Genomic DNA, 21,390 nt, shown 5'->3' on the forward strand with positions numbered 1-21,390 from the left:
AAGCTTATTGCTGCACGCCCCAGCGGCGCACCGTCACGCGCTCGACGGTATCGAACACGAGATGCTCGACCGCGAGCCCGATCACGATGACCGCGGCGAGCCCGGCGAACACGCGATCCGTATAGAGCTCGTTGCGATTCTGGAAGATGTACCAGCCGAGACCGCCCTTGCCCGAACTCGCGCCGAACACGAGTTCCGCCGCGATCAGCGTGCGCCACGCGAATGCCCAGCCGACACGCAGTCCCGCGAGAATCGACGGCATCGCGGCGGGCACGAGAATCAGCATCACATGACGCATGCCAGTGAGGCCATAGTTGCGGCCCGTCATGCGCAAGGTCGAAGGCACCGCCTGAAAACCGGCATAGGTGTTGAGCGCGAGCGGCCACAACACCGAATGCACGAGCACGAAGAGCAGGCTGCCCGTCCCTAGGCCGAACCACAGCAACGCGAGCGGCAATAGCGCGATGGACGGCAGCGGATTGAACATCGCGGTGAGCATCGAAAGGATGTCGCGGCCGATGCGCGTCGATACCGCAAGCGATGTCAGCAGAAACGCGAGCGCCGCGCCGAGCGCATAGCCGCGCAGCAATACCGACATCGAAATGCCGACCTTCTCGATCAGCTCGCCCGATGCGATGCCTTGCACGAACGCGACGAAGGTCGCGCTGAAAGTCGGCAGCAGGAGATCGTTATCGACGGCGCGCGCGGCGATTTCCCATAGCGCGATCAACACGAGCGCGATGATCGACTTGCGCAGCCACGTGCGATCCGCAAGGCGCTTGGAAAGCGGCAGCGGCGCTTCATGATCGATACCGGCGGGCGCGGCGGGCGTGACTTCGTATTCGGGCCGCACGGGCGGCGCGATCAGATGCGGCGTACTCAAAGCGCTGCCTCCTCTTCGAACAGCAGACGATGAATGCGCGCGACGCTCTGTTGAAACTCTCCGCGGCCCATGCTTTCCTGCGTGTATTGATGACTGTTCAGCTCGGCGCGCACGCGGCCCGGATGCGGGCTCAGCAGCAGAATGCGATTGCCGACGATAAGCGCTTCTTCGATCGAATGCGTGACGAACAACAAGGTGAAGCGCTCGTCGCTCCACAAGCGCAAAAGCTCTTCCTGCATGCGTCGGCGCGTGAGTGCGTCGAGCGCGGCGAAGGGCTCGTCCATCAGGAGCACGCGCGGCTGCATCGCGAGCGCGCGTGCAATCGCGACGCGCTGCTTCATGCCGCCCGACAGCGTGTGCGGATAGGCATCGGCGAATTTGGCGAGGCCGACCTTGTCGAGATAATGGAGCGCGCGCTCACGTGCTTCGGCGCGTCCGAGCTTGCGCGCGACACGCAACGGAAAGGCCACGTTTTGCAGGACCGTCTTCCACGGCGGCAACTGATCGAATTCCTGGAACACGACGATGCGATCCGCGCCCGGTCCGCGCACACGCTCGCCGCCGATTTCGATGCTGCCCGCGACCGGCTCGATGAAACCGGCGACGGCCTTGAGCAAGGTCGATTTACCGCAGCCCGATGGTCCGAGCAGCACGAAGCGATCCGCGCCGTACACGTCGAAGCTGACATCGTGCGTCGCGCGCACGAGCCGTTCGGGCGTACGGTATTCGAGCGTCACGTTCTTCGCGCTGAGAAGCTTGCCGCTCGTCGAAGCCTGACGATCGGCTTCGTGTGAGTAAAGCGCCTGGGGATTGGCGGCCATGATCTGTCTGCTGGATTGCAAACGAACACGATACCGGCGCGCGCTTCTCACGCGAACCAATCAATGCGCATATCGAATTCGCGCTCGCCGATAAGCGCGTTCGTTCAGCTTCCGTCCTTCGTGGCCGGATCGCTGAAGAAGTAGTCCTGCCACGACTTCGGCTCGTTCCTGATGGCGCCGACGCGATGCATGAACTGCGCGAGCGCGAACGTGTTTTGCGGCGCGACCTTGAACTGCACCGACGGATCCTTGATCACCTTGATGAGCAGATCGCGGTCGATCTTCGCGTTGTTCACGCGCAGATAGATATCGGCGGCCTGTTCCGGATGCTGCGTGATGTAGCGCGCGGCATCGGCGAGACCGGCGACGAACGCACGATACGTCTTCGGATTCTCGTTGCGGAATTTTTCGGTCGCGTAGAGCACGGTCGCGGAACTCGGGCCGCCGAGCACATCGTATGAATTGAGCACGATATGCGCTTTCGGATTGCCCGCGAGTTCCTGCTGCTGAAACGGCGGATTGCCGAAGTGCGCGTTGATCTCCGTGCCGCCTGCGATGACCGCCGCGGTCGCATCGGGATGCGGCACGGCCTGCGTGAGCTTGTCGAGGCGATCGAATTGCTTGTCGCCCCATTGCTTCGCCGCCGCGTATTGCAGGATGCGCGACTGCACCGACACGCCGACCGCCGGCACCGCGATGCGGTCCTTGTCGGTGAAATCGGCGATGCCGCAGTCTGCAACTCTTCCCCATAATTCCTCCGTACAAGCCAATAATTCGCAAAGAGGCCCCGTCTGCCGACTTCTTCCGGCCCGCGTCTAGGCATATTCGCGGCGAAGTATGAGTACGCAGCGTCAGCGTCCCAGCAGAGCTTGATTTGCGGGACCGGACTGCTAGTCTGTAGATTAACAGTCTACAAGAGACCTGCAAGGCGCCACGGCCCATACGCCGCGGCCGTCAAACTGCACGCGACATGACGAATGTGGCACCACTGAATCTTCCCCCATCGTTCCCTTTTTTGTGCGACCCCGATGAGCGCGGGGTGCCGCATGGGCCCTACTACAAGCCCATCTTGCGGGCGGGTTGGGACTCACACGCAAGCAGGGATGCCATCTGGGCTTGCCCTAAGGTTGGCCGTCCAGTGCATTGCCTCGGGACCGGCGCATACGGAATCTCCATGCTACTGACCGTGGACCCCACGGTACTCGACTTCCGCGAAGACTATCCATGGCTGTCGATAGACCTACTTGAGGCCATATACGCGAATCCCAACATTGACATCACGTGGAAGGATGTTCCCTGCATGGACTTCGTCGTCACTATGAGGACGGACCGACCAGACTTCTTCAGACATGTCATCGTCTCTCACAAGATGGAGAACCATCAGCGTCGCGACGGCGTTCAAGAACATCTGCAATGGGAACAAGATGAGGCACGAGAGATGGGATGGGGCTACTGCGTTCTTTCACGGGGAGAACGATGGGAGTTCGAAGTTTCCACAGCGTCCTACCTTATTTCCCTGATTGAGGGAGTCGCTCTGAATGATGTCCACGAGCAAGCACGCGTTGTAGCGGAGTTGATAGAAACGAAGAACCGGCAACAACCACTTGACCGACTGCTCGACTCGGTGTCGAAGGTTGTTCCATGTGATTTGAACTCTTCCTACGCGATGTTCGCAGCATCCGTTTGTCTCGGGTTTCTGTCGCTGGACTTGACTGCCCGTTGCGGACCTCTGTGGCCCTTAAAGTTGGCATCGACCGAATGAGATGGCGATGAACCCTTTCTCTTTCGATGTTCCGAACATTCTCGCCGGCGCTCTAAACGGAGAGGAGGAATCTCTTTTTCGTGTGGTCGGGCACTTCGTTGAAAGCAATCCGATGTCAACGTGGTTGCTTCGCGTCTACAAAGAACATCCCAGCGGTGCACGAGACCTGAGTAGCCACCATCCCGGCACCCTCGAGGCCAAAATCGGCGGTGAACTGAGACTGGTGCCTGACTGCATACATCAGGCCGTTGAGACCTCCGCGCTAAGCAACCTTGACAATGAGGTCCTGCAGCAGAGGAAGCAACTTCTTGGCTGGTTAGTCGATGAGGACGTTAGGCCGTCGATTCTCAACAAGGAGGAACGGGGCAAACTTCTTCAAAAGCGAGCTGCCGAAGTCGGGGTGTCGCACACAGACCTCTACCCTCTCCTGTTCTGGTTCCTGCGCAATGGCATGGGTTCCGATGCCCTGCTTCCCCGTCGAGGTGGGGGTGCCGGCAAGCTCCGTCTCGACGGTGACCAAAAGATGGGCAGGCCTAATGCCTTCGCGCAAGACAATCCGAACTCGAATCTAAAAGGACACATACGAACCAGCGAAAGCCAGTCGAAAATTGAAGACGCCGCAACGTTGATGGCAAAAGAAGGTGTAACGTACAATGCAGCGTGGCTGCAAACGTTTCCCGATGAGAGCAACGCTCCAAGCCAAAGCACTTTTTATAAGCAGGTCCGGTCTGAGATACAGAGACGGCGGTCAATTTCCGAGGTTGTTGGAAGTGAGTTTTTTCGGGACCATGTTCAAACGTACATGTCTAGTGAAGTTCCAGACCGCCTACTTCCCGGGGACCGGTTCACCGCCGACGGCTCCCCTGGAAAGTTTCAGCTAGTCAGTGCGAGCAACCGCAGGAAGCGAATCGGAAAGCCACTTCTCATTTTGGTGATTGACGAGGCAAGCGAATATATAGTCGCTGTCTTTGCGACGTTGCTGACCGAGAGCTGGGCCGCCTACAAGAAGGCCCTTTTGATGGCATTCACCTCAAAAGGTGAGATGATGAAGGCGCTCGGCCTTCCCGAAGACACCCTCTGCCATTTCGCGAAGTGTCGCGCGTTAAGTGTCGACCGGGGACCGGCAAACTCCTTACAAGCACAACACGCTCTGTGCGAGCGTCTCAATATTCACCACCTGCCCTGCCCCCCCGGTCAGCCCAGGGCTCGAGCGATTGGTGAAAGTATAAATAACGCAATTCATAGAGCTCTGTCGGTTTTCCCCGGAGGGTCTACTCGTTCCAGGAAGCCAAGGGAAGTTCAGAGGGCGAAGCGAGCACGGCGGAACGCACGCTTCTCTTTAAGGGAGTATTGGATTCAGGCTATTTGCTTCGCCGAAACGTGGAATAAGACAGCGAGCGTAGCGCATCTGTATACGTCTAAGATGCACGAGGCTGAGCCCAAGGTTGAGCAGACACCGGAAGGAATCATGCGGTGGGGCCTTCAGCTACGTAGAGCAGGGCAAAAACATCAAGTCAATCGCGATGAGCTTTACCGAGACCTACTTGATAAACTCCCGACACGCAAGATGCGCATAGACGGAATCCATTATGGCCCGAGAGCGGTCTATTCGTCTCACGCCTACCGCGAAGAACGAGACGCGCGCGTGGCGGCGCAGTACGGGACGAGAAAGAAAGACCCAAGCATAACCCCTTACAGGGACAGTTTTGACCCAGATGTTCTCTATTTCGAGGGCCTAAATGGCGATTTAATTCGCGTTTGGAGGAAAGGGAAAGAAGGGCGATGGGAAGGTTACCTACCCGAGGAAGTTGACGCACTCGGCCATCTTGCCGCTGAGGCCAGAAAGGAGCATATAAGAAGTGAGACAAGGCGGCGTCGAGTCGAAGCAAGCGTGCGAAAGAGCGCCAAGCAAGCAATCGGCGAGATTGCGCGCAACGTTTTGTCCCCAAGTTCTCGCGATTCCATTCGAGCCAATCGATACAGCGAATCCAAAGCCGAGGCCAACGCCAACAGGGATGAGGGGCGAAAACATCTAACGAACTTCATGGAGACGTTCAATCGTCGCCCGACGCCTGCGCGATTAGTTCCGCCTATCTCGCCTGAGGACGGGCAAGCTGACCTCGACGATGAGGAGATGGAAGCGGGTGATGCGGAGGAAGCGCGTCTTTCCGACGAAAGGTTTCGGCGCAACTTTGACCAAATCCTCTCTCCACCTCACGCAAGGGCGCGAAAGGGCAAGTCACGTTCTTGACGCGGACTTTATTCTAGAGTCAACGCTGACAATTTCGGCTAACTTGTAATAGGGTAATCCCGTTAACCGATGAGCGTAGTCCAGTTGATTCTCGTCAGAAGGCTCAGAGTACCGTATGGCCCAAATCGCTAACCGCTCCTTGTACTGTTCTTGGGATTCGGTCAGACGTTCAAGCAACTGCCTCGACGTTGGCAGGTACGCCTTCAAGGAGGCGTATTCATTTCCTCGTGCGTGTCCGCTGAGCAGGAGCCTTTCGGTATGGCGACGCGGCCGTAAGCCTGCCTTGGTGAGTTCTGCGTGGCGGCGAGTGAGATGCTCGCAGAGTGACCTATCGAGTTCGCGGTGGTATTCGGTGCTGTCCCGTTCTCTCTTCAAGGTTAAGCGCGACTTCGGGAAATTTCTTTCATACCATGCCCGGCAGTGCAACCTGAGCCAGCGGACCATTCCGGGCATCTCAAGCTCGCATTCGGTCCTGCTAGCGTTGGGGTTGTCAGAGAAGTAAGTCTTTGCCAGGCGCTTGTACGTAAGCTCCTTCTCCCTATCCGGACTGGTCGTCACTGCATACTTGACATACACCCCGCGCCGGGGGTGCTCGTACTCGCCGACCTCTCTGCCGAAGAGGCATTCCTTGAGCACGGAGACCGAGTCGAAAAGAAACGCAATGAGTATCGCGTTCCGACTAACGCTGGCTACAGACTCTCCCCGAACCAGTGCTCGGTGCACCCATTTGCTAAGCTCGTCAACTGGTGCTCCGACCTGAACTAAAAATTCTTCGCCGAATTTTTTTAGCAAGTCTCTGCGCACTGACGCAATGTCTACCTTTCCGTTCGCGCAGTATCCGAGGTCGCCAATTCGCCAAAGGTTGGCTTTTATAATCTGCTCTGCGGTAAAGTCCGGCGGAATAGGCACGACCAAAAGCTCATCGATTATTGAAGAGACCACTTTTTCTGCCGCTTGGGCTTGCCGCGCTGACGCCGGGTAGAAAGGCACATTTGGCTTGCCACATGCGCAAACCAGGCCTGGCAGCCTGACGCGGCGCGACCTGAGCTCTGAAAAGACACATGTACCGCACCCTGACGTCAGCATTCGACCATGCTTCCAGCAGCGACTGAGTCCAGGTACCTGGTGCATTCGTTGCCAGTATGGGATACCAGGCGTGACCATGTGTTCAGCTACGCAGTCCTCACAGTATAACTGCCCCATTCGGATGTTCGCGCGCTGCCCTTGAAGACCAAGGTAGGAAGTGCAAGACTTGGACAACGTCCCTCTCAACATGTGTTCTGTGACCGTTTTCCTCACATCGCTTCGGAGGAACGGCGAGCAAGCCGGCCAGACGGTGTAATCGTCGATTATTGCCGCTGCGTCCTCGAATACTCCGGGACAGCGAGACGCGAACATCTCGAGGTTCGATGGCACAATCAGTGGCGGCTGGATTGCTGTGCGCCCGAAGAAGTAGCGCGCCGCTTCTTTGAGCGAGGGCTTCCCGCTCAGAATGCATGCCTGCATCACAATTCCCAATACGGTCTGTCCCTTCTGCGGCGGATAGATGCTATATGGATAGGATTCCGACATGACGTCAACTCCGATAGCTAAGCACCGCGAAGGCGTTTTGAAAATGACATTTGAGAGTCGCCCTTTCGACGCCCCGCTCCAAGGCCCTCACCTCCATTTATTGACGTTTCGCTTGCGGACGATACCTTTCCTTTAGGTACCTTGACAGGGTGCATTTTGGAGGAGCGCGGCGAGGCTGTTCTCTTTGTTGCCGGCTTTTTCGCTTTCGCCTCCGATTTGGAAGTACTGTTTCGGGGTGTCGGCGCAGATTTGATGGCCGGTCGGCTCTTGGTATCTTGCTTTTTGCGCTGTTCTTTGTCACTTGCAGCCGGTTCCACACCGTTGACTTTGGGCCTGTTTGAATCTGACGCGTCCGAATAGGTTTTCTTCGGGTTAATGTACGTTGTACGATTGATAAGGTCTTCGAACTTCAACAGCTCGGCTGGGTCGATATACTCTTTTCGCATAGCTCTATGCAAGAGCTCGATGCTTTCGATGTACACGGCGAACTTAGAGAAAAACAGGGCGTCACATTGCTCCGGCGTGGGCACGCTCACGTTATGCCTAGCCATGAAGGTCAGTAGCTCTCGAAAGTAATCGTGGGTAAAGCGTCTGACCCCTGCGGTGTATCTGTGGATTCGACGAGGTAACCATTCCGGCGGTTCCAAAGGGCCTTTGTTGAGCCGCAATGCATAGAAAACTGTACAAAGTTTAATATAGTCTTTTCCGTATGGCATTGGGTGCATTATCGGGTGGCCGCCCGACATAAGCTTACTTCCCGTCGCCTGGTGGGTCTCGATGACTTGACTGACGCGGCACGTCGCGATGGACACGACTTGAACGCCAGTTTTTTCCATCAACTTGGCGAGCAACTCCAGCAAATCCGCACGGGTCCTCGCGGATTCGCTGTACCATAGTTGGATGTCCTCTATAATAAGCATAGCGACCCAATTCGAACTGATAATTCGCGTCGCAATCTCCGATGGCGCACTTCGACCCCTCGATTTGTTTAATTCGTCGTGGTAGTTAGAGGCCAATCTAGCGTCGGCCTCTTGTGCAATCTCAGAGACAAGTTGGGCTTCCGTTTTCGTGTCCGCAGCCGATATCCGAATGATAGGAAGTTGCGTGAATAGCGCTTTGAGACCACCGAGTGACTCATGGAGGATTCCTTGCGCGCCGACGTGTGCCACAAATCTGTCCGCCAAGCTTGTCTTGCCGATACCTGTTAGGCCTTCCAGCAAGATTCCTCTCGCATTTCCGCCCGAACAAGACTGTCGCGGAAGCAGTATTTCTTTTTGTGTTTCCAGCACGGCCCTCAGATATGCCATCACGTGCGGATTGCTCGGCTTCCGCCATCGCATCGCCTCACGCATGGCTCTTGACATGATTTGGAACGCTTCCCTTTGGATTCTTGTGGCAACAAACACCTCGTCAAGGTCCGACAGAAATTCCAGTCGGACCTCCAGAGGCAGCGCGAAGAAGTTCCGCGGCCGCGGTGAAGGTTGATGCGACAGCACGTCAATCACGTCATCGTCCTTCAACGGCGGAGGGAGGGCACGCAGCAGTTCGTGCTCGAGCCTTTCCTGACCGTATTTTTGGGCGAGTTCTGTTGCGGAGCGGAGCAGCCGCAGGCCTTGAGCTCGCACGGCTGGATGTGCCGCTCCCGCAGGCCAGGGTTTTTCTGGGACATTTCGAGACATTTCCTCCTCCTATCAGAGCCAGGCATTCGAATCAAGGCTGCATTCGATGCTCTCAAACCGCGAACACCCTGGATTGGGTGGCGCCCTAAGAACGCGGGGCCTCCCGCATAGTTCTTCGAGCGGATTCGCACAGATTGACATTCTGTAGACTGTCAATCTTCAAGGATAGACCCTTTTGATGGCTTCAACCTCTCGTATCCACCTGCTTGCCCGGTCGGTGAGGAGAAGAACGCAGAATCGTTGGCTATCCACTTACATAATTAGGCGGACGCGGTACTGTCGCATCTGCGGAAAGTTGCCAGGTCTTGAACACTTCAAAGTTCAGCCTCGCTGCGCCGGTTGCAGTTGATACGGCGCCGGAAGTCTCGCAAAGGCGCCGCTCATCGATTGAGCATGCGCCCCGACGAATTGATGACTTGAGCTCGCGCGATTTGCTGGATTCGCTCCCGCTGGGCAATGAACGGGCACCGCGTCGGACACGGCCACTCTAGGGACGAGGCGTGCCGCGCAGGACCGCGATGCTGCTCGGCCGAGCCGAAGCGGGCCGATAGTCGCTGCGCCGCATAACCTGCGTCTTTCCCAGACGGGAGAGAAGCTTGGGCTGCCGTATTTGGGCTATGAGTCGCCTTGAGCGCCGAGGACCACAGGTCAACGCAATGCGGTGCGCCTTACATTTGGCTCACCACGGATGCTGGCCTCTCTGACCGCTCCCTTGGCAGAAAATTGACCGGTGAACAAAATACGCCTCCAGTCCGGCTTCTGTGAAGAAAACGTTGCAGAGAAGGGAAAACGGGGCGCTTGCCAGGTCTGTCGACCGAAGTAGGCTTTCCACACGAACGCGATGGCACTACTCAGACCGTCACAGGCAAATGCATCCAGCACTCCGGCGACGGTCTCTGGACAACTCATCACACGAGGCTCCAAAGTACGGTAAGGGCTCAGCAAAGCGTCATTTTCTGCTGCACGTCCGGCTCGTGGCTCACGGGCATACCCTTGTCGTCGCGCACCTAAAATTTAGCTACTCGTCTAAAATGTGATAGAGGTTGCCCAACGCAAATTTTAGATTTGATGCAGGGCGACGGAAGTGCTGGCTCAAATTTTAGACAAAACTGGATTCTCGACGCGTATGAATAAGGTTGTCGGTGCCGTCAACTCCGAAGCGCGTAGACGACTTTCCATCAACGTCAAGCGCCTTCGTCTGGAGCGAGGGATGTCGCAGGAGAGCTTGGCGACAGCGTGCGCGTTTCATCGAACCTACGTCTATCAAATGGAGCACGTCATCGCAAACGTGACTCTCGATGTGGTTGATAAGCTTGCAATGGCACTGCACGTTGACATAGGCGAACTTTTCGCGCCAACGCCTTCCCATCGCAAGGTTTCCACCTAGAGGAAAGCCGGCTTCGATGCAGCACGCCTTGCGAGGACATATTTTCCGCTACACCGAAGCGTGACAGGACCGCTATGGCGGTGCCCGCGATTGACTGATTTACTCACTCTTTGGAGCCAACGGCCTAGTAGAAGTTCGGGGCCGGATTTGATTGTCCAATCTCGCTCTTCAGCAAGGTCAACCGCAGGCGAACCGAAAAATTTGCGACCTTTCGGCAGACTTCTGGCGCCCGGTGCGAGCGGTGTCAGAACGCGCGCATGAGGTCGCGCACAGAAGTGCAGGCCGGGACCGTCGCACCCTCACCTTCTTAACTCGGCTGCAACGACAAACAGCGCTTTCTTCATTTTTCCCTCAGTTTCGCGCCGAACCGGCGGTTATAAATTTCGAGCTCGCCATAACTAGCGCAGTGTCCCCAACAGCGCGGTGCGAAGCTTCGTCAGGGCATCATCGGTGAACGCATACGGTTTGTCTTGGACTTCAACGATGCGCCAGAAGCTGGCTCCAATCCGCACGATGGAGACATGGAGGCGGAGCGCCCCTTTCACCAACTCTCCGTCTGCCTGCCAGGAATTCTCATCGTCGGAAAAGGCGCCGCTTCCGTTGAGGCGTATCGTCCCTATGACCCCTTGTCTATAAAGGTTGACGTACTCGCGCAATTGGGTGCGTGGGGAACTCTCTTGAGCGAAGTAGACGGCCGCATGCTGTGTCTTCTCCATGAACGAGTAAACAGGAGCCCCGTCGCTTGTCTGTTGACCGAATTTCCAAGTTGGGTCAACCATCGTGCTGCTGCCCGTTACCGGATTGGTCCAGGCGACGTCCGGCGCACCGGCTGGGACCCGAGAGGCCGCACTTGAGCGCTCAGCGGTCTGATTCGCGATGGACAGGCTGCCAGCTAAAAGCACGTACGCCACGGCAAACAGCAGCTTTTTCAAGATTCCGTTTTTGCTTGCACGTACCCTATTGCCATTGGACTCGTCGTAGCTCGCCTGCTCCGCGTTACCCAATCGAGAAGACTGTCGAATCATCGTCCCTAAATTGAATAAGGGCAGACCGAACGCAAGCCCACTCATCCAGAACGCGAAGTTGCGCCGCAGGTAACCATCGAACGTCAAACGGCTACCATCAATCGTAGTTACTCTCAGACCCAGCAACGCTTTTCCGGGTGTGTTGCGGAATATCCGATAGACGAAAGCGTCAAGCACCAGAGCGAGGGGAAGAAAGAGTATCGATGCGTAGAAGTTCGCACTGGGTCCGGTCATGACTTCTACGTACCAAGCTGAATTCTGCGCGAGCCAGTAGCCACCCATGAACGCTACCACTGCGATTTCCCACCAGAGGTCGAAACTGCGCGCAAAGAACCTCGACCAACGCCCGGCCATCGGCATCAAAGCGGGATGACCACTATTTAGTGTGGACCCGTCTGGCGAGACGTCCGACGGAGGTGCATTGTCGTCATGGCCGGCCCTGAACGAGGGCTCTGCGCGCCCTTGCTCGGCAGCACCCTGTGAATGTGCCTGGGGTTCCGGATTTGCATGCGCCTGAGATGCATCGCTGCCGATGGTCGCGTCGTAACGACGCCGCGCCTCCGCATCGCTCAGAACCGCATACGCTTCGTTGAGAATTTTCATGATGCGCGTCGCGTCTGGACTGTGGTTTTTGTCCGGATGGTAGCGCTGCGTCAACGCCTTGTAGGCTGCCCGAATGACCTCCGGGGGCGCGTTCCGCGACACTCTCAGATTGTCGTAATGGGTGTGAGTCGAAGCCATGTGCTTAGCTCAAATCTGTTTATCCCTGGTTATCGGCGGAACGACAGAAAACCGTAGGCTTGACATCAGTAATATTTATTAACGAAGTCTATCGACGCAAGGTCTTCATAGACATCCACCGACGGTCCCTGGTCCGCCGGCGCATATTCCCATCGGGCAGCCAAGCGCCTGAGTGCTCGGCGAGGATGCAAGCCGACTCACCATTAAGCGGCTTCGTCGAATGCGTGCCGTCTGGCAGGATTAAAGGAAGTACGCGAGGTATTCAAGGTCGATGTGTGGGCGGTGCTATTGCGATAATTTATCTTATCGATAGAGCACGACCGACGACCTAAACTGGAAGCATGAAACCGTCGCCGCCTGCCGCTGGGCGCACGCGCCGCGCCCCATCTCGTCCCGACGCCCCGCCTGCCACAACACCCTCCCTGGCTTTTCCCGACCTTGATGAGCTCGCGGCTCTGCGCGCCTGGTACGAAGGGCTCACCGCGCGCGCCGCCGTCCATCGCTACCTCGGCCATGTCCGGGCGGACGGTCAGTCGTCCCGCGCCCTGCTCAGCCGGATTCGCCGTCAACTCATCGCCTTCGCGCGGTCTCGCCGGCGACCCGAGCTAGCGTGCCTATTCGACCACCCGGCCGTGGAGCGGACCGAGCGCTCGGGCTTCGTAGTCCGCGCGCTGGACGTGTTACGCCATGCGGTCGCGCCAGAGCCGCAGGTGACCGATGACGTGGACCAATGGCTGTCACCTCGCATAGTGCAAGCCCTGCAGGCGGCCTGCATCCGTACACTCGCGGATTTGACGGTGCGAGTACCGCGCCGCCGCCTCTGGTGGCACGCCATCGCCAAGCTCGGACGCGTCGGCGCCCGCGAAGTGGAGGGCTTCTTTGAAGCGCACCCAGCCCTGACGGCACAGGCGCGAGCGCTGGTATGTCAGTCGACGAACCTTAACGTGGTGCCGTGGGAAACGCTGAACGTTCCGGAATCGCTCGATGGCTCGCACGGTCGATTCCGTGCACCGGTCAGAAGCTGTCTGCTCAACGCGGAAACTGATTACGAAGCGGTCCACGCCTGGCTCGACTTGCACGAGGCACCGGAAACCGCGCGCGCCTACCGAAAAGAGGCGGAGCGACTGCTGCTGTGGGCCATCGTCGAGCGTCAGCGTCCGCTCTCGTCGCTGACGACCGACGACGCGGTTGCGTACCGAACCTTCCTGCGTCACCCAACGCCGCGCGAACGGTGGGTTGGTCCGGCGCGGCCGCGAGAATCGGTTGAATGGCGCCCCTTCGTCCATGGCCTGTCGTCCGAATCCATTGCATATGCTTTGACTGTATTACGCGCGCTGTTCCGCTGGCTGGTCGAGCAGCGTTACGTGCTCGCCAATCCCTTTGCCGGCCTCAAAGTACGTGGCGTAGGACGAAGCACACATTTCGATGCCGACCACTGTCTCACGCAGTCGCAGTGGGAGATTGCGCGGACTGTTGCGGGGCAGCTCGAACTTGTTCATGGCTGGAGCGCTGCAGCCGCGCAGCGTTTGAGATTCATCCTCGATTTCGCCTTTGCCACAGGACTGCGTGCGCACGAACTCGTCGAGTCGAAGCTGGGAGACGTTCGAGAGGACGAGAATGGCGACGTCTGGTTACATGTGGTGGGCAAAGGGCAGAAGAAGGCCAAAGTCGCGCTGCCGCCGCTTGCCGTACGCGCGCTCGAAAAACACCTCTTAGAGCGCGGCTTGCCGGTTGCCCAAGCGAGATGGCCGCGTTCCGTGAAGCTCATCGGAACGTTAAGCGCGGAAACATCCGCGGAGAACTCGGCGGGCATCACGGCGACCAGACTGCGACAAGTGATGAGCCGATTTTTCGCCAAAGTCGCAAAATCAGTCGGCGACGAAGATGGAGTACTTGCCGACGCTCTACGACGCGTTAGTCCGCACTGGTTACGACACGCCCATGCGACGCATGCACTCGAGGACGGCGTAGACCTAGTGTGCGTGCGGGACAATCTCAGGCACGCCTCAATTTCGACCACATCAAGGTATTTACACGCAGACGACACCCGACGAGCTCTGCAGGTGCGCGAAGCGTTCCGTGTTCCACAAGCGCCGCAGGCCGAAACCTCTCAGTCGCAGTGATAGACATGTAATAAGGCCGGTTGCTTTTGGTCGCGGACCCGCGCCCTAGCCGGGGGAGAAAACAGTTCTCCCGGCAAGTCTTCCGCTCAAACCCCAGTTGAGTCAGTCCGATGTCAGCGAAGTTGGCCGTTGGTAAGCGCTAGCCGATTGCGTTCAACCGGCCGAAGAAACAGCGTCAACCTCGCTCCCGCTCGTCTCAGGCAGCAGCGTCGTCGAGTCTGCGGTACTCTCTGGCATCGCTTTGCCCCCAGCCTTCTTTGCCACAACCTTCTTGGCGGCAGTTTTCTTGCTCCCAGCTTGTGGTCCCTTCTTCGCCACAGACTTCGACTTTTTCGCAGTAGATTGCTTGCCGGCTGAGGTCTTCGCGGATGTGGCCGAAGCTTTCTTTGCTGCGCCCTTCTTGGCGGGCACCGTCGCAGTGGTCTTCTTAGCCCCTGCTTTCTTCGCCGCGACCGTCTTCGGTACGCTTTCGTTGTCGTCAGCGGACGCTGCCGCAGCGCCGTCAATCAGGAACTTCGTTCGGTCCCTCGCACCGGCGAGCCAACCCGGCGCCTTCCCGCGACCGCTCCACTCTGCGCCGCTCTTGGGGTCACGATATTTGGCAGGCTGAGGTCCGCGAACATAATTGCCAACAGGCTTTGCCGCGCTTTTATCCACAGCGGGCGCGGTCGTCGCACTGCCATCAATCAGAAACCGGTCGCGATTCTTCGCATCTGCAATCCAGCCCGGAGCTCTGCCACGTCCACTCCACGTAGCCCCCGACTTCGGGTCACGATACAGCGCAGGCTGCGGACCACGAACGTAATTACCGACATCCTTCGCCGACGCTTTGCCGGCAGTCGGTGCCGCTGCCGCACTGCCATCAATCAAAAACTTGTCGCGGTTCTTAGCGCCAGCAATCCACCCGGGCGCGCGACCGTGGCCCGACCAAGTTGCTCCAGACTTTGGGTCGCGATACTTTGCATTCGACGCTGTCTTGTCCGAAGCTGACCTATCCGCCATCTTGGTGCCACGCTTCTTGCCACCAAACGCGGAGCCGAGGTCATCTATCGTTATCCCGTGCTCTGCCATCAGCGAATGAATCTCGGCAATGACGCTCGCCGATTTCTTCTTGGTGATTGCCTCCGCTTCAGCTTGAAGTTTCGCAATCTTCGCCTGAATCGACTGCAGCGTAGCCATTACTTTCCCCTTTCGTAATTGCAATCAACGCACTATGCCATGAGCGCAGAAAGAAATGCGCGTTAGCGCCTAGAGCATTGCTCTAATCACGCAGAAAGTAAGTTTGGGGAAAAGGAGACTAGAGGATAGTGCCAGTACTCGACTGAATACAATTAAGAGCTTGCCTCATTCGGGCGCTTTTATGTTTATGCATCACGTCAACGTCGCAAGCAACTTCATGAAATTCCGCTTCGCGCCATACGCGTTCCGAATCACCTCGAGCTCTTTCGCAAACTCAATCTGCTCTCCTAGTTCTGTTCTCAGACTCCGAATCTTGCGCACGATGCTGAAAGCCTCCTCGTAGCGGGCTTTCCTCGTTCCCTGGTCGGCGGCGATTGGCAGCAAACGGTGATAGAGTGCGATTGCATCGCGGGGATGAGTCTTCGCTCTGATTGACGCCATCGTTGCCCACATATTGGTGGCGACCGGGCCACCCGCAAAAGCAGCCCAAGCGTTATCGTGCTCCTTCGCCGCGAGTAAGATTTCGACGATGGTCGTACGCGACCTCGGGTGCCACACGGCATTCTTGGCGGCAATTGAAGCCTCCTCCTTCCTGACCAGCGCCCACAAAAAGCCGAACGCCCGCTCACGCGCCACATCGATGCTATTTGTCGTTCGGGCCACTTCCATCAGCGCTGCGAACCCGTCGGCGTCGGGACGCTGCTCGAAGCGCACCCAAGCATACATATTCGCGTCCACGGAGTCGCCACGACGTAGGTACTCCTGCACGCAGAAGTCGAGCAGGCGCCTGTCTGGGTCTTTGAAGGCTGCGAGCCCTTGCCGAGCCCAATCAAGGCCATCATCGTACCGACCGTTCTGAGAATAAGTTCCTGCAATCAGCAGATACCGATACGGAGCCGAAAGGTCCTTCTGTCGAATTGCAATCAGCTCGTCGACGTCCCTGTCGTGCTCTGCAAGTCCCAGCATCGCATGCTCGAGTCGCGTTCGATTGCCTTCGAACGTTCGGCGCAGTCCATCGCTGGGCGACAGGCTTGGAAGCTGCCGCCATTGCTCCTCGACAAGTTGTCGGTATCTCTGTAATCCGGCGTCGCCGAGTGGCTCAACATAGGCCGGTATCACGTCATAGAAAGTGTCCCATAGGCCTCCGACTTGGAAGCGAAATAGACGCTCAGCAAGCTTGATTGGGTCAGGCGAGGTTTGGCAGCATGCTTCGAGATGGACTGATGCCAATTCGAGAATCCCCGGCATCACGTCGCCGTTCGAATCATCAATCTGCTCGAGACTCTTTTCGGCGCCGGCAATAGCCAGTTCCGCAAGTTCTACCACGTGCGAGGCCGCAGGCCCACTGAGTTGTTGGCGAAGCGCATCGGCGAGCGACATTAGCCCATCCCCGTATCCACCCGCCTCGCGCCAATCAAGCGGTCGGCCAATTCTCGTCGCCTCCCTCACAGCGGCCTTCATGCTGGGCAAGTCGTGAGCACTGGCTGCTCGGGCCGCAAAAAGCAGCTTGTCGCGGAGCACCATGTCGCGTTCAACTGCATCGAGCAGCAGTTCGCGCATGGCGTCGTCGCTCAACGTCGCCACGTACTCGGCGATAAGCTCTTCGGCGGTCTTGCGCTTCTTTCTGGTCTTCGTCGGCTCTGACTCATCCGGATGAAAGACCTCAACGCCGGAATTTTCGAGCCAGGAGAGCGCAACAGCCACGACATGCTTGCAAATGGTCCCTGATTGTCCAACCGGACAATCGCAACTGTAGGCAAGTTCTCCGTCGAGTCCGACCTTCATTTCGACGCTGTAACGGGTCGAACCGTTGACGTTTGCACGCAAGGCTCCGCCGCTCTCGTCGAGTCGTGATACGGCTCCCTCATGGAAGTACGATTTCCCGCGAGCGAACGTCTTGATGTCGGCGAGAGACTGCACTTCGTCCAATGTCAGCACATCGCGGAAATGAGTTTGGCTGGTCATGAGTTTGCGTCGGCGGGTCGTCAATCCACATTGTAGTCAACCCATATCGCGCTCTCACGGCGCCGCGCTTCGCCTGCACGAGCTTCGCGTTGTGCGCCCCACAGCCAGTCCAACAGATGTGATTCCACGAAGCCGCCGGCAAAAGACACAGACGGTTGCCCTTCCACGCCACGTCAGCTCTGGGATAGAGGCAGAAGGCCGCATTGTCCTCGAAGTGGTCTTCGGCACGTTTCCCCGCGATGCGCGGTCCGGAAACGACAGAATGTTTTCCACCGGACAGACGTCCTTTGCCAAGGCCCCTACGCTGCAACCCATTGGGGAACGATTTCTACAAAAGCAGAAGGTCACAACCAGTGCCCAGGCCGGCTACACACAACAAATCATTTGGAGCGACAATCGTCCAAGAGTTGCTCCGCGAGACCCGCGCCGTAGGCTTTGCGTTCGCGGGCTTCGGCGTCGGCACGGGCGTTGGGCTTTGGGCGGCCGCCATGCTTTGGGCTGCCGATATCGACATCGTTCAGTGGGGCACCGCTTTCGTCACGTGCATGGCTGCCGGCATGTTCCTCGGCTTCACGCTGGTCGTAGGGTACGGCATTCGTCTGAAAACAACCCACGGCCGCCTAATTTCGCTTGGAAAAGACGTCGAGGCGTGGTTCGCCTGCGCCGACGCAATCAGCGACGCAACCAACGTCGAACCTACAAGTTTCGGAAAGGCCGCGAAGCGCACGGTCGCCGATATGTACTCACCGGCGCTTGAGAACGATGCCGAGAAGCAAACGACCGCGCTTCTTGAGCGCTTCATGCTGCCGCGCAAGCAATAGCGCTCCGCCGACTCCGAAGAATCTTTGCTCACAGCGCGTCGATAACGAGCCGGCAACTCACCCCACACACACGCCAAAAGCACTGCGTCCCGAGAGACGCTTTTAAGAGGCGCTGACCGGCGTGTTCGCTGCTGCACAAGGTTTGCGTTGACGCCGTCGCCCGATGCTCAAGCCTCGAGCCGATTTGATTGCTGCCCGCAGACTGACCGTGCCAACGCCGCCGCTCAGCGCATGACTGTCGGCTGCATCTGCCCGTGCTCCTGCGATTGCGCCTCAGCGGCAGCTTGCTTGCGCTTCTCTTTGGCGAGATGCCGCCCGACGACACAGCCACCGACGGCGCCGACTACCGCGTGATGCCCGGCATAGTGACCAGCGACACCACCGACTACCGCGCCTTTCAAGCAACCTTCAGCACTCGCGGCGCCGGCAGATGCAAGCAGAGCACTTCCCAACAGGACCAAAAACATGTTTTTCATTGATTCACTCATTTTCGTTGCGAGTGTGGCGACATCCGACACCCGTGTCGCGGGCTATGCCCAGAACATCAGTTCCTTGTTAAACAAACTACGTAAGCCCTAACCGCTGCTCGCGCAGGTGCATTCGCGCCCGCAACGCCGAAGAGAAATCATCCATTCGGCGCTGCGGCTTTCAGATTCACTGACCGATTTGCCGACTTACCCGATTTTCCCGCTGGTTGAGCGCTCGGTCTTCTTGACGGGTGATGTGGCCGCCGTTTTGGCTCGCCATCAGACGTTCCTCATGACGCACTTGATGGTCTTCGCGATGCAGCCGCATCGCCTCGCCACGTGACAGTTCGCCTTCCCGGACTTCTTGATGGATTCGGCGGTCCTGATTGGCCAGCCGCTGATTGACCTCAGCGCGACGCGGATGCGATGCATCCCAATTGGTTGCAGCCGATGCGGTTCCCGCGAAGGCGATTGACAGCGCGGCGATTGCTGCGAGCTTCTGAGTGAGCGTTTTCATGCTTATCTCCCGTCGAGTCGATGAGACGGCTTCGTGCCGTTCATTGCATCAACGCGCCCCTTGTCCGCCTTGTTGACGTTGCATCTGTGAGTTGTGAAACCGAATATTTCGGGGTAGCTGGACTTCGCGGAGTTAAGCCGGAACGAGCCCTTGGTCAACGTGTCGAACGCGCGTTGAGATGGCGCCTTGCTGGGCGCACGCACGCACTGCGACGACGAGCGTCGCCGGCGAGAGCGACATCCGTTCGCCTTGGGAGTAAGCTTCTGCACTGAACCCATATCCTTGGACGGAGACGGCAAGATGGGGAACGCTTTAGCTTCGACATCCGGCTCCGACGGGCATACGCCCGAGTCGCTGCGCACACTGGCCGCATATCTGGAAATTTCTCTCGAAGAGGGCAAGTGCGTGGTCGTGATGCGCCGAGGTACCGACCTCTGTTCTGTGCTAGTTGGTGACCCCGCCGACGAAGACGGCAAACTGACTGACCACGGAACAATTTCTGCAGGTGTAGTGGACGAATTGCTTAAACGGACCCATGTGGGTTTGAACCGAATAACGGTCGACGACCAGACTTACCGCTTTTTTCGAAGCTTTACGCTAATCTCGGACGTCGGCGCGGTGGTGTTTACTCCGGCGTAAGCCGTAACGGGTCGCCGGCTATGTCAACGGCGACTATCCGCGCCGGTCGGTACACTATTCAAGTTCGACCAGTTTGTACGTATTCAAGCGCCGCACACGACTCTGCCATTCAGCAATCGCGGCCTCATGGCCGCCCACTTCTGCTGCCGAGCCCGGGACGGTCGAACGTGGCGACGGCATCACCTTGGAACCTCGCAAGTGCGATGAGCAAACATCGGCTTGCGACGCGCTCCTCAACGCAAGAGCCGACAGAGAGCTGCGGCGTAGTGGAGAAGTTCGCATTTTGCAATGAGATGGTCGGACGCGCGCCGGTCTTGAACTAAACCGCACGTGAAGGTCCGGACAAGGGAACGGTCTTCCCTCTTGCCAACCGCTACTCGCGCGATGATAGACGCAGTCGGTGTGTGCTTCTCGGCGGTTCTGGCTCCAATTCGGTTCTTAACGTCTTCATTAGCGAGCCGGACCACAGCTCTTTTGTCGCCGTACAAGACACGGGAAACCGGGCTGCCATTACGGTATTGCCGTTCGGAATGTGACCGCTGCACCTTCCTTGGAGACTCGGCGCGTGCCGATGAACCTTGAAAGATATCGCCCATCATACGCACTCAGGTCGGCCGAAATGGAAGGCAATTGGACATCAGTCTCAAAGCTCAAGTGGCACATTCGGTTGTCGACGCTGGAGTACACTGCAAGCCACGGTGCTTAACGAATCCGCGCGTCGAGTGTTGGGAGCACTTCAGATGAAACTCCTCTTGGTAGACGATTACAGCGCTACGACCGATTTGCTCGCCGAAATCGCGCGCTCGAGGGGGCACCAAGTCACGCTTGCTTGCAATGCCTCAGAAGCGCTAGTTGCGACGAGCGGCGAAGGCGTGTTCGAGCTAATTCTTCTGGACATCGGGCTCCCGGACATCAACGGTCACGAGCTGTGTATGCGACTTCGTGCGTCAGAAAAATACGCATCCCGGTCCATCTTTTCCCTCACGGCGCACGACGACGTCGACGAACGCTTTGACATGTCGTGTTTCGATGGTCAACTTTTGAAGCCTCTTTCGCTTAACGATTTCGAGTCGTTGCTCGCGAGTAGCGGGCGGACGCAGCCGCGCTCTTAGTAGGGAGTTTCCTCGGGACGGATTCCTCAGCGAATCGATTCGGGTCGCAACATCGCGTTCCCGGAGCCTAGTCGCGACATACTTATAAAAGTAACCTGCCGTCAGTTGCAGCCGTATCCCGTACGACGATTCCACCAGCAGATTGCCTCGCCTTGCGTGCAAACGAACATGCTTCCAACGGTGTCGCATTGAATGGTTGTCTGCCGACGACCATTTGACGTCGGACTGTCTTTTGTCAGCTCCGAGTCTGATGACGCGACTGCGCTCTCTATCGCAGCGCGAACCTTCGCGGTTCCCTCGGTTGGCTTCTTGGTCGCCACGCCAGGCGCGACGGTACACGCAGACATGAGGGCCGCCAGACAAATCGACACGACCAAGCGGCTTGCCGTCATCGGCGCCATGGTCTCCTCCCAATCCTTAGTAGACACCCGTTGCGACTCACCTTC

16 protein-coding genes and 1 pseudogene are annotated in these 21,390 nt (G+C 57.9%); 7 read left to right on the top strand and 10 right to left on the bottom strand.

What is annotated here, in order from left to right; genetic code table 11:
- Nucleotides 1-4: 4 nt before the first annotated feature.
- The 3 genes and pseudogenes from QCE73_RS31985 to QCE73_RS31995 all read right to left on the bottom strand — a co-directional run.
- The gene (locus QCE73_RS31985; protein ID WP_309885047.1) at nt 5-883 is read right to left on the bottom strand and encodes an ABC transporter permease; all 879 of its coding nucleotides are present in this window, start codon (nt 881-883) and stop codon (nt 5-7) included.
- Complete coding sequence (locus QCE73_RS31990; RefSeq protein WP_035510132.1) at nt 880-1,704, bottom strand: ABC transporter ATP-binding protein; 825 nt, start codon at nt 1,702-1,704, stop codon at nt 880-882. The genes QCE73_RS31985 and QCE73_RS31990 overlap by 4 nt, the downstream gene beginning before the upstream one ends.
- Before the next feature lie 104 nt (nt 1,705-1,808).
- Nucleotides 1,809-2,429: pseudogene (locus QCE73_RS31995) on the bottom strand (ABC transporter substrate-binding protein); the annotation flags it as partial.
- 449 nt (nt 2,430-2,878) lie between these two features.
- On the opposite strand from QCE73_RS31995, the gene QCE73_RS32000 reads away from it, so the two are divergent.
- Nucleotides 2,879-3,466, top strand: a complete 588-nt coding sequence (locus tag QCE73_RS32000) for a hypothetical protein (protein WP_238295071.1) — start codon at nt 2,879-2,881, stop codon at nt 3,464-3,466.
- Between the two features lie 7 nt (nt 3,467-3,473).
- Complete coding sequence (locus QCE73_RS32005) at nt 3,474-5,717, top strand: hypothetical protein (protein WP_309885048.1); 2,244 nt, start codon at nt 3,474-3,476, stop codon at nt 5,715-5,717.
- On the opposite strand, the gene QCE73_RS32010 is transcribed toward QCE73_RS32005, so the two are convergent.
- Together QCE73_RS32010 and QCE73_RS32015 are read right to left on the bottom strand one after the other, a co-directional pair.
- Complete coding sequence (locus tag QCE73_RS32010) at nt 5,706-6,659, bottom strand: hypothetical protein (protein ID WP_309885049.1); 954 nt, start codon at nt 6,657-6,659, stop codon at nt 5,706-5,708. The genes QCE73_RS32005 and QCE73_RS32010 overlap by 12 nt on opposite strands.
- Before the next feature lie 647 nt (nt 6,660-7,306).
- Nucleotides 7,307-8,968: an ATP-binding protein gene (locus tag QCE73_RS32015; RefSeq protein ID WP_238295074.1), complete on the bottom strand. Its 1,662-nt coding sequence runs from the start codon at nt 8,966-8,968 to the stop codon at nt 7,307-7,309.
- A 1,126-nt stretch (nt 8,969-10,094) separates the two neighbouring features.
- Between QCE73_RS32015 and QCE73_RS32020 the strand changes: the two genes are divergently transcribed.
- Nucleotides 10,095-10,355: a helix-turn-helix domain-containing protein gene (locus tag QCE73_RS32020; RefSeq protein WP_238295075.1), complete on the top strand. Its 261-nt coding sequence runs from the start codon at nt 10,095-10,097 to the stop codon at nt 10,353-10,355.
- Nucleotides 10,356-10,753: 398 nt separating this feature from the next.
- Here the strand turns inward: QCE73_RS32020 and QCE73_RS32025 are convergent, their stop codons facing one another.
- A complete protein-coding gene (locus QCE73_RS32025) occupies nt 10,754-12,121 on the bottom strand; it encodes a DnaJ domain-containing protein (RefSeq protein WP_309885050.1) in 1,368 nt (455 codons plus the stop codon).
- 341 nt (nt 12,122-12,462) lie between these two features.
- On the opposite strand from QCE73_RS32025, the gene QCE73_RS32030 reads away from it, so the two are divergent.
- A complete protein-coding gene (locus QCE73_RS32030; RefSeq protein WP_309885051.1) occupies nt 12,463-14,244 on the top strand; it encodes a phage integrase family protein in 1,782 nt (593 codons plus the stop codon).
- A 153-nt stretch (nt 14,245-14,397) separates the two neighbouring features.
- On the opposite strand, the gene QCE73_RS32035 is transcribed toward QCE73_RS32030, so the two are convergent.
- Both QCE73_RS32035 and QCE73_RS32040 read right to left on the bottom strand, forming a co-directional pair.
- Complete coding sequence (locus QCE73_RS32035) at nt 14,398-15,423, bottom strand: H-NS family nucleoid-associated regulatory protein (RefSeq protein ID WP_273591798.1); 1,026 nt, start codon at nt 15,421-15,423, stop codon at nt 14,398-14,400.
- Nucleotides 15,424-15,615: 192 nt separating this feature from the next.
- Entirely contained in the window at nt 15,616-17,388 is a 1,773-nt protein-coding gene (locus QCE73_RS32040; protein ID WP_309885052.1) for a DUF6880 family protein, read from the bottom strand.
- A 407-nt stretch (nt 17,389-17,795) separates the two neighbouring features.
- Between QCE73_RS32040 and QCE73_RS32045 the strand changes: the two genes are divergently transcribed.
- A complete protein-coding gene (locus QCE73_RS32045) occupies nt 17,796-18,209 on the top strand; it encodes a hypothetical protein (RefSeq protein ID WP_309885053.1) in 414 nt (137 codons plus the stop codon).
- Nucleotides 18,210-18,433: 224 nt separating this feature from the next.
- Here the strand turns inward: QCE73_RS32045 and QCE73_RS32050 are convergent, their stop codons facing one another.
- Nucleotides 18,434-18,685, bottom strand: coding sequence for a hypothetical protein (locus QCE73_RS32050; RefSeq protein WP_051626955.1), 252 nt, complete (start codon nt 18,683-18,685; stop codon nt 18,434-18,436).
- 178 nt (nt 18,686-18,863) lie between these two features.
- Nucleotides 18,864-19,193, bottom strand: coding sequence for a hypothetical protein (locus tag QCE73_RS32055; protein WP_035503955.1), 330 nt, complete (start codon nt 19,191-19,193; stop codon nt 18,864-18,866).
- A gap of 300 nt (nt 19,194-19,493) precedes the next feature.
- On the opposite strand from QCE73_RS32055, the gene QCE73_RS32060 reads away from it, so the two are divergent.
- Together QCE73_RS32060 and QCE73_RS32065 are read left to right on the top strand one after the other, a co-directional pair.
- Complete coding sequence (locus QCE73_RS32060; protein WP_238295079.1) at nt 19,494-19,832, top strand: hypothetical protein; 339 nt, start codon at nt 19,494-19,496, stop codon at nt 19,830-19,832.
- A 740-nt stretch (nt 19,833-20,572) separates the two neighbouring features.
- Complete coding sequence (locus tag QCE73_RS32065; protein ID WP_062255571.1) at nt 20,573-20,944, top strand: response regulator; 372 nt, start codon at nt 20,573-20,575, stop codon at nt 20,942-20,944.
- Nucleotides 20,945-21,390: the final 446 nt, after the last annotated feature.

This window comes from Caballeronia sp. LZ029, assembly GCF_031451275.1.
Taxonomy (GTDB): domain Bacteria; phylum Pseudomonadota; class Gammaproteobacteria; order Burkholderiales; family Burkholderiaceae; genus Caballeronia; species Caballeronia jiangsuensis.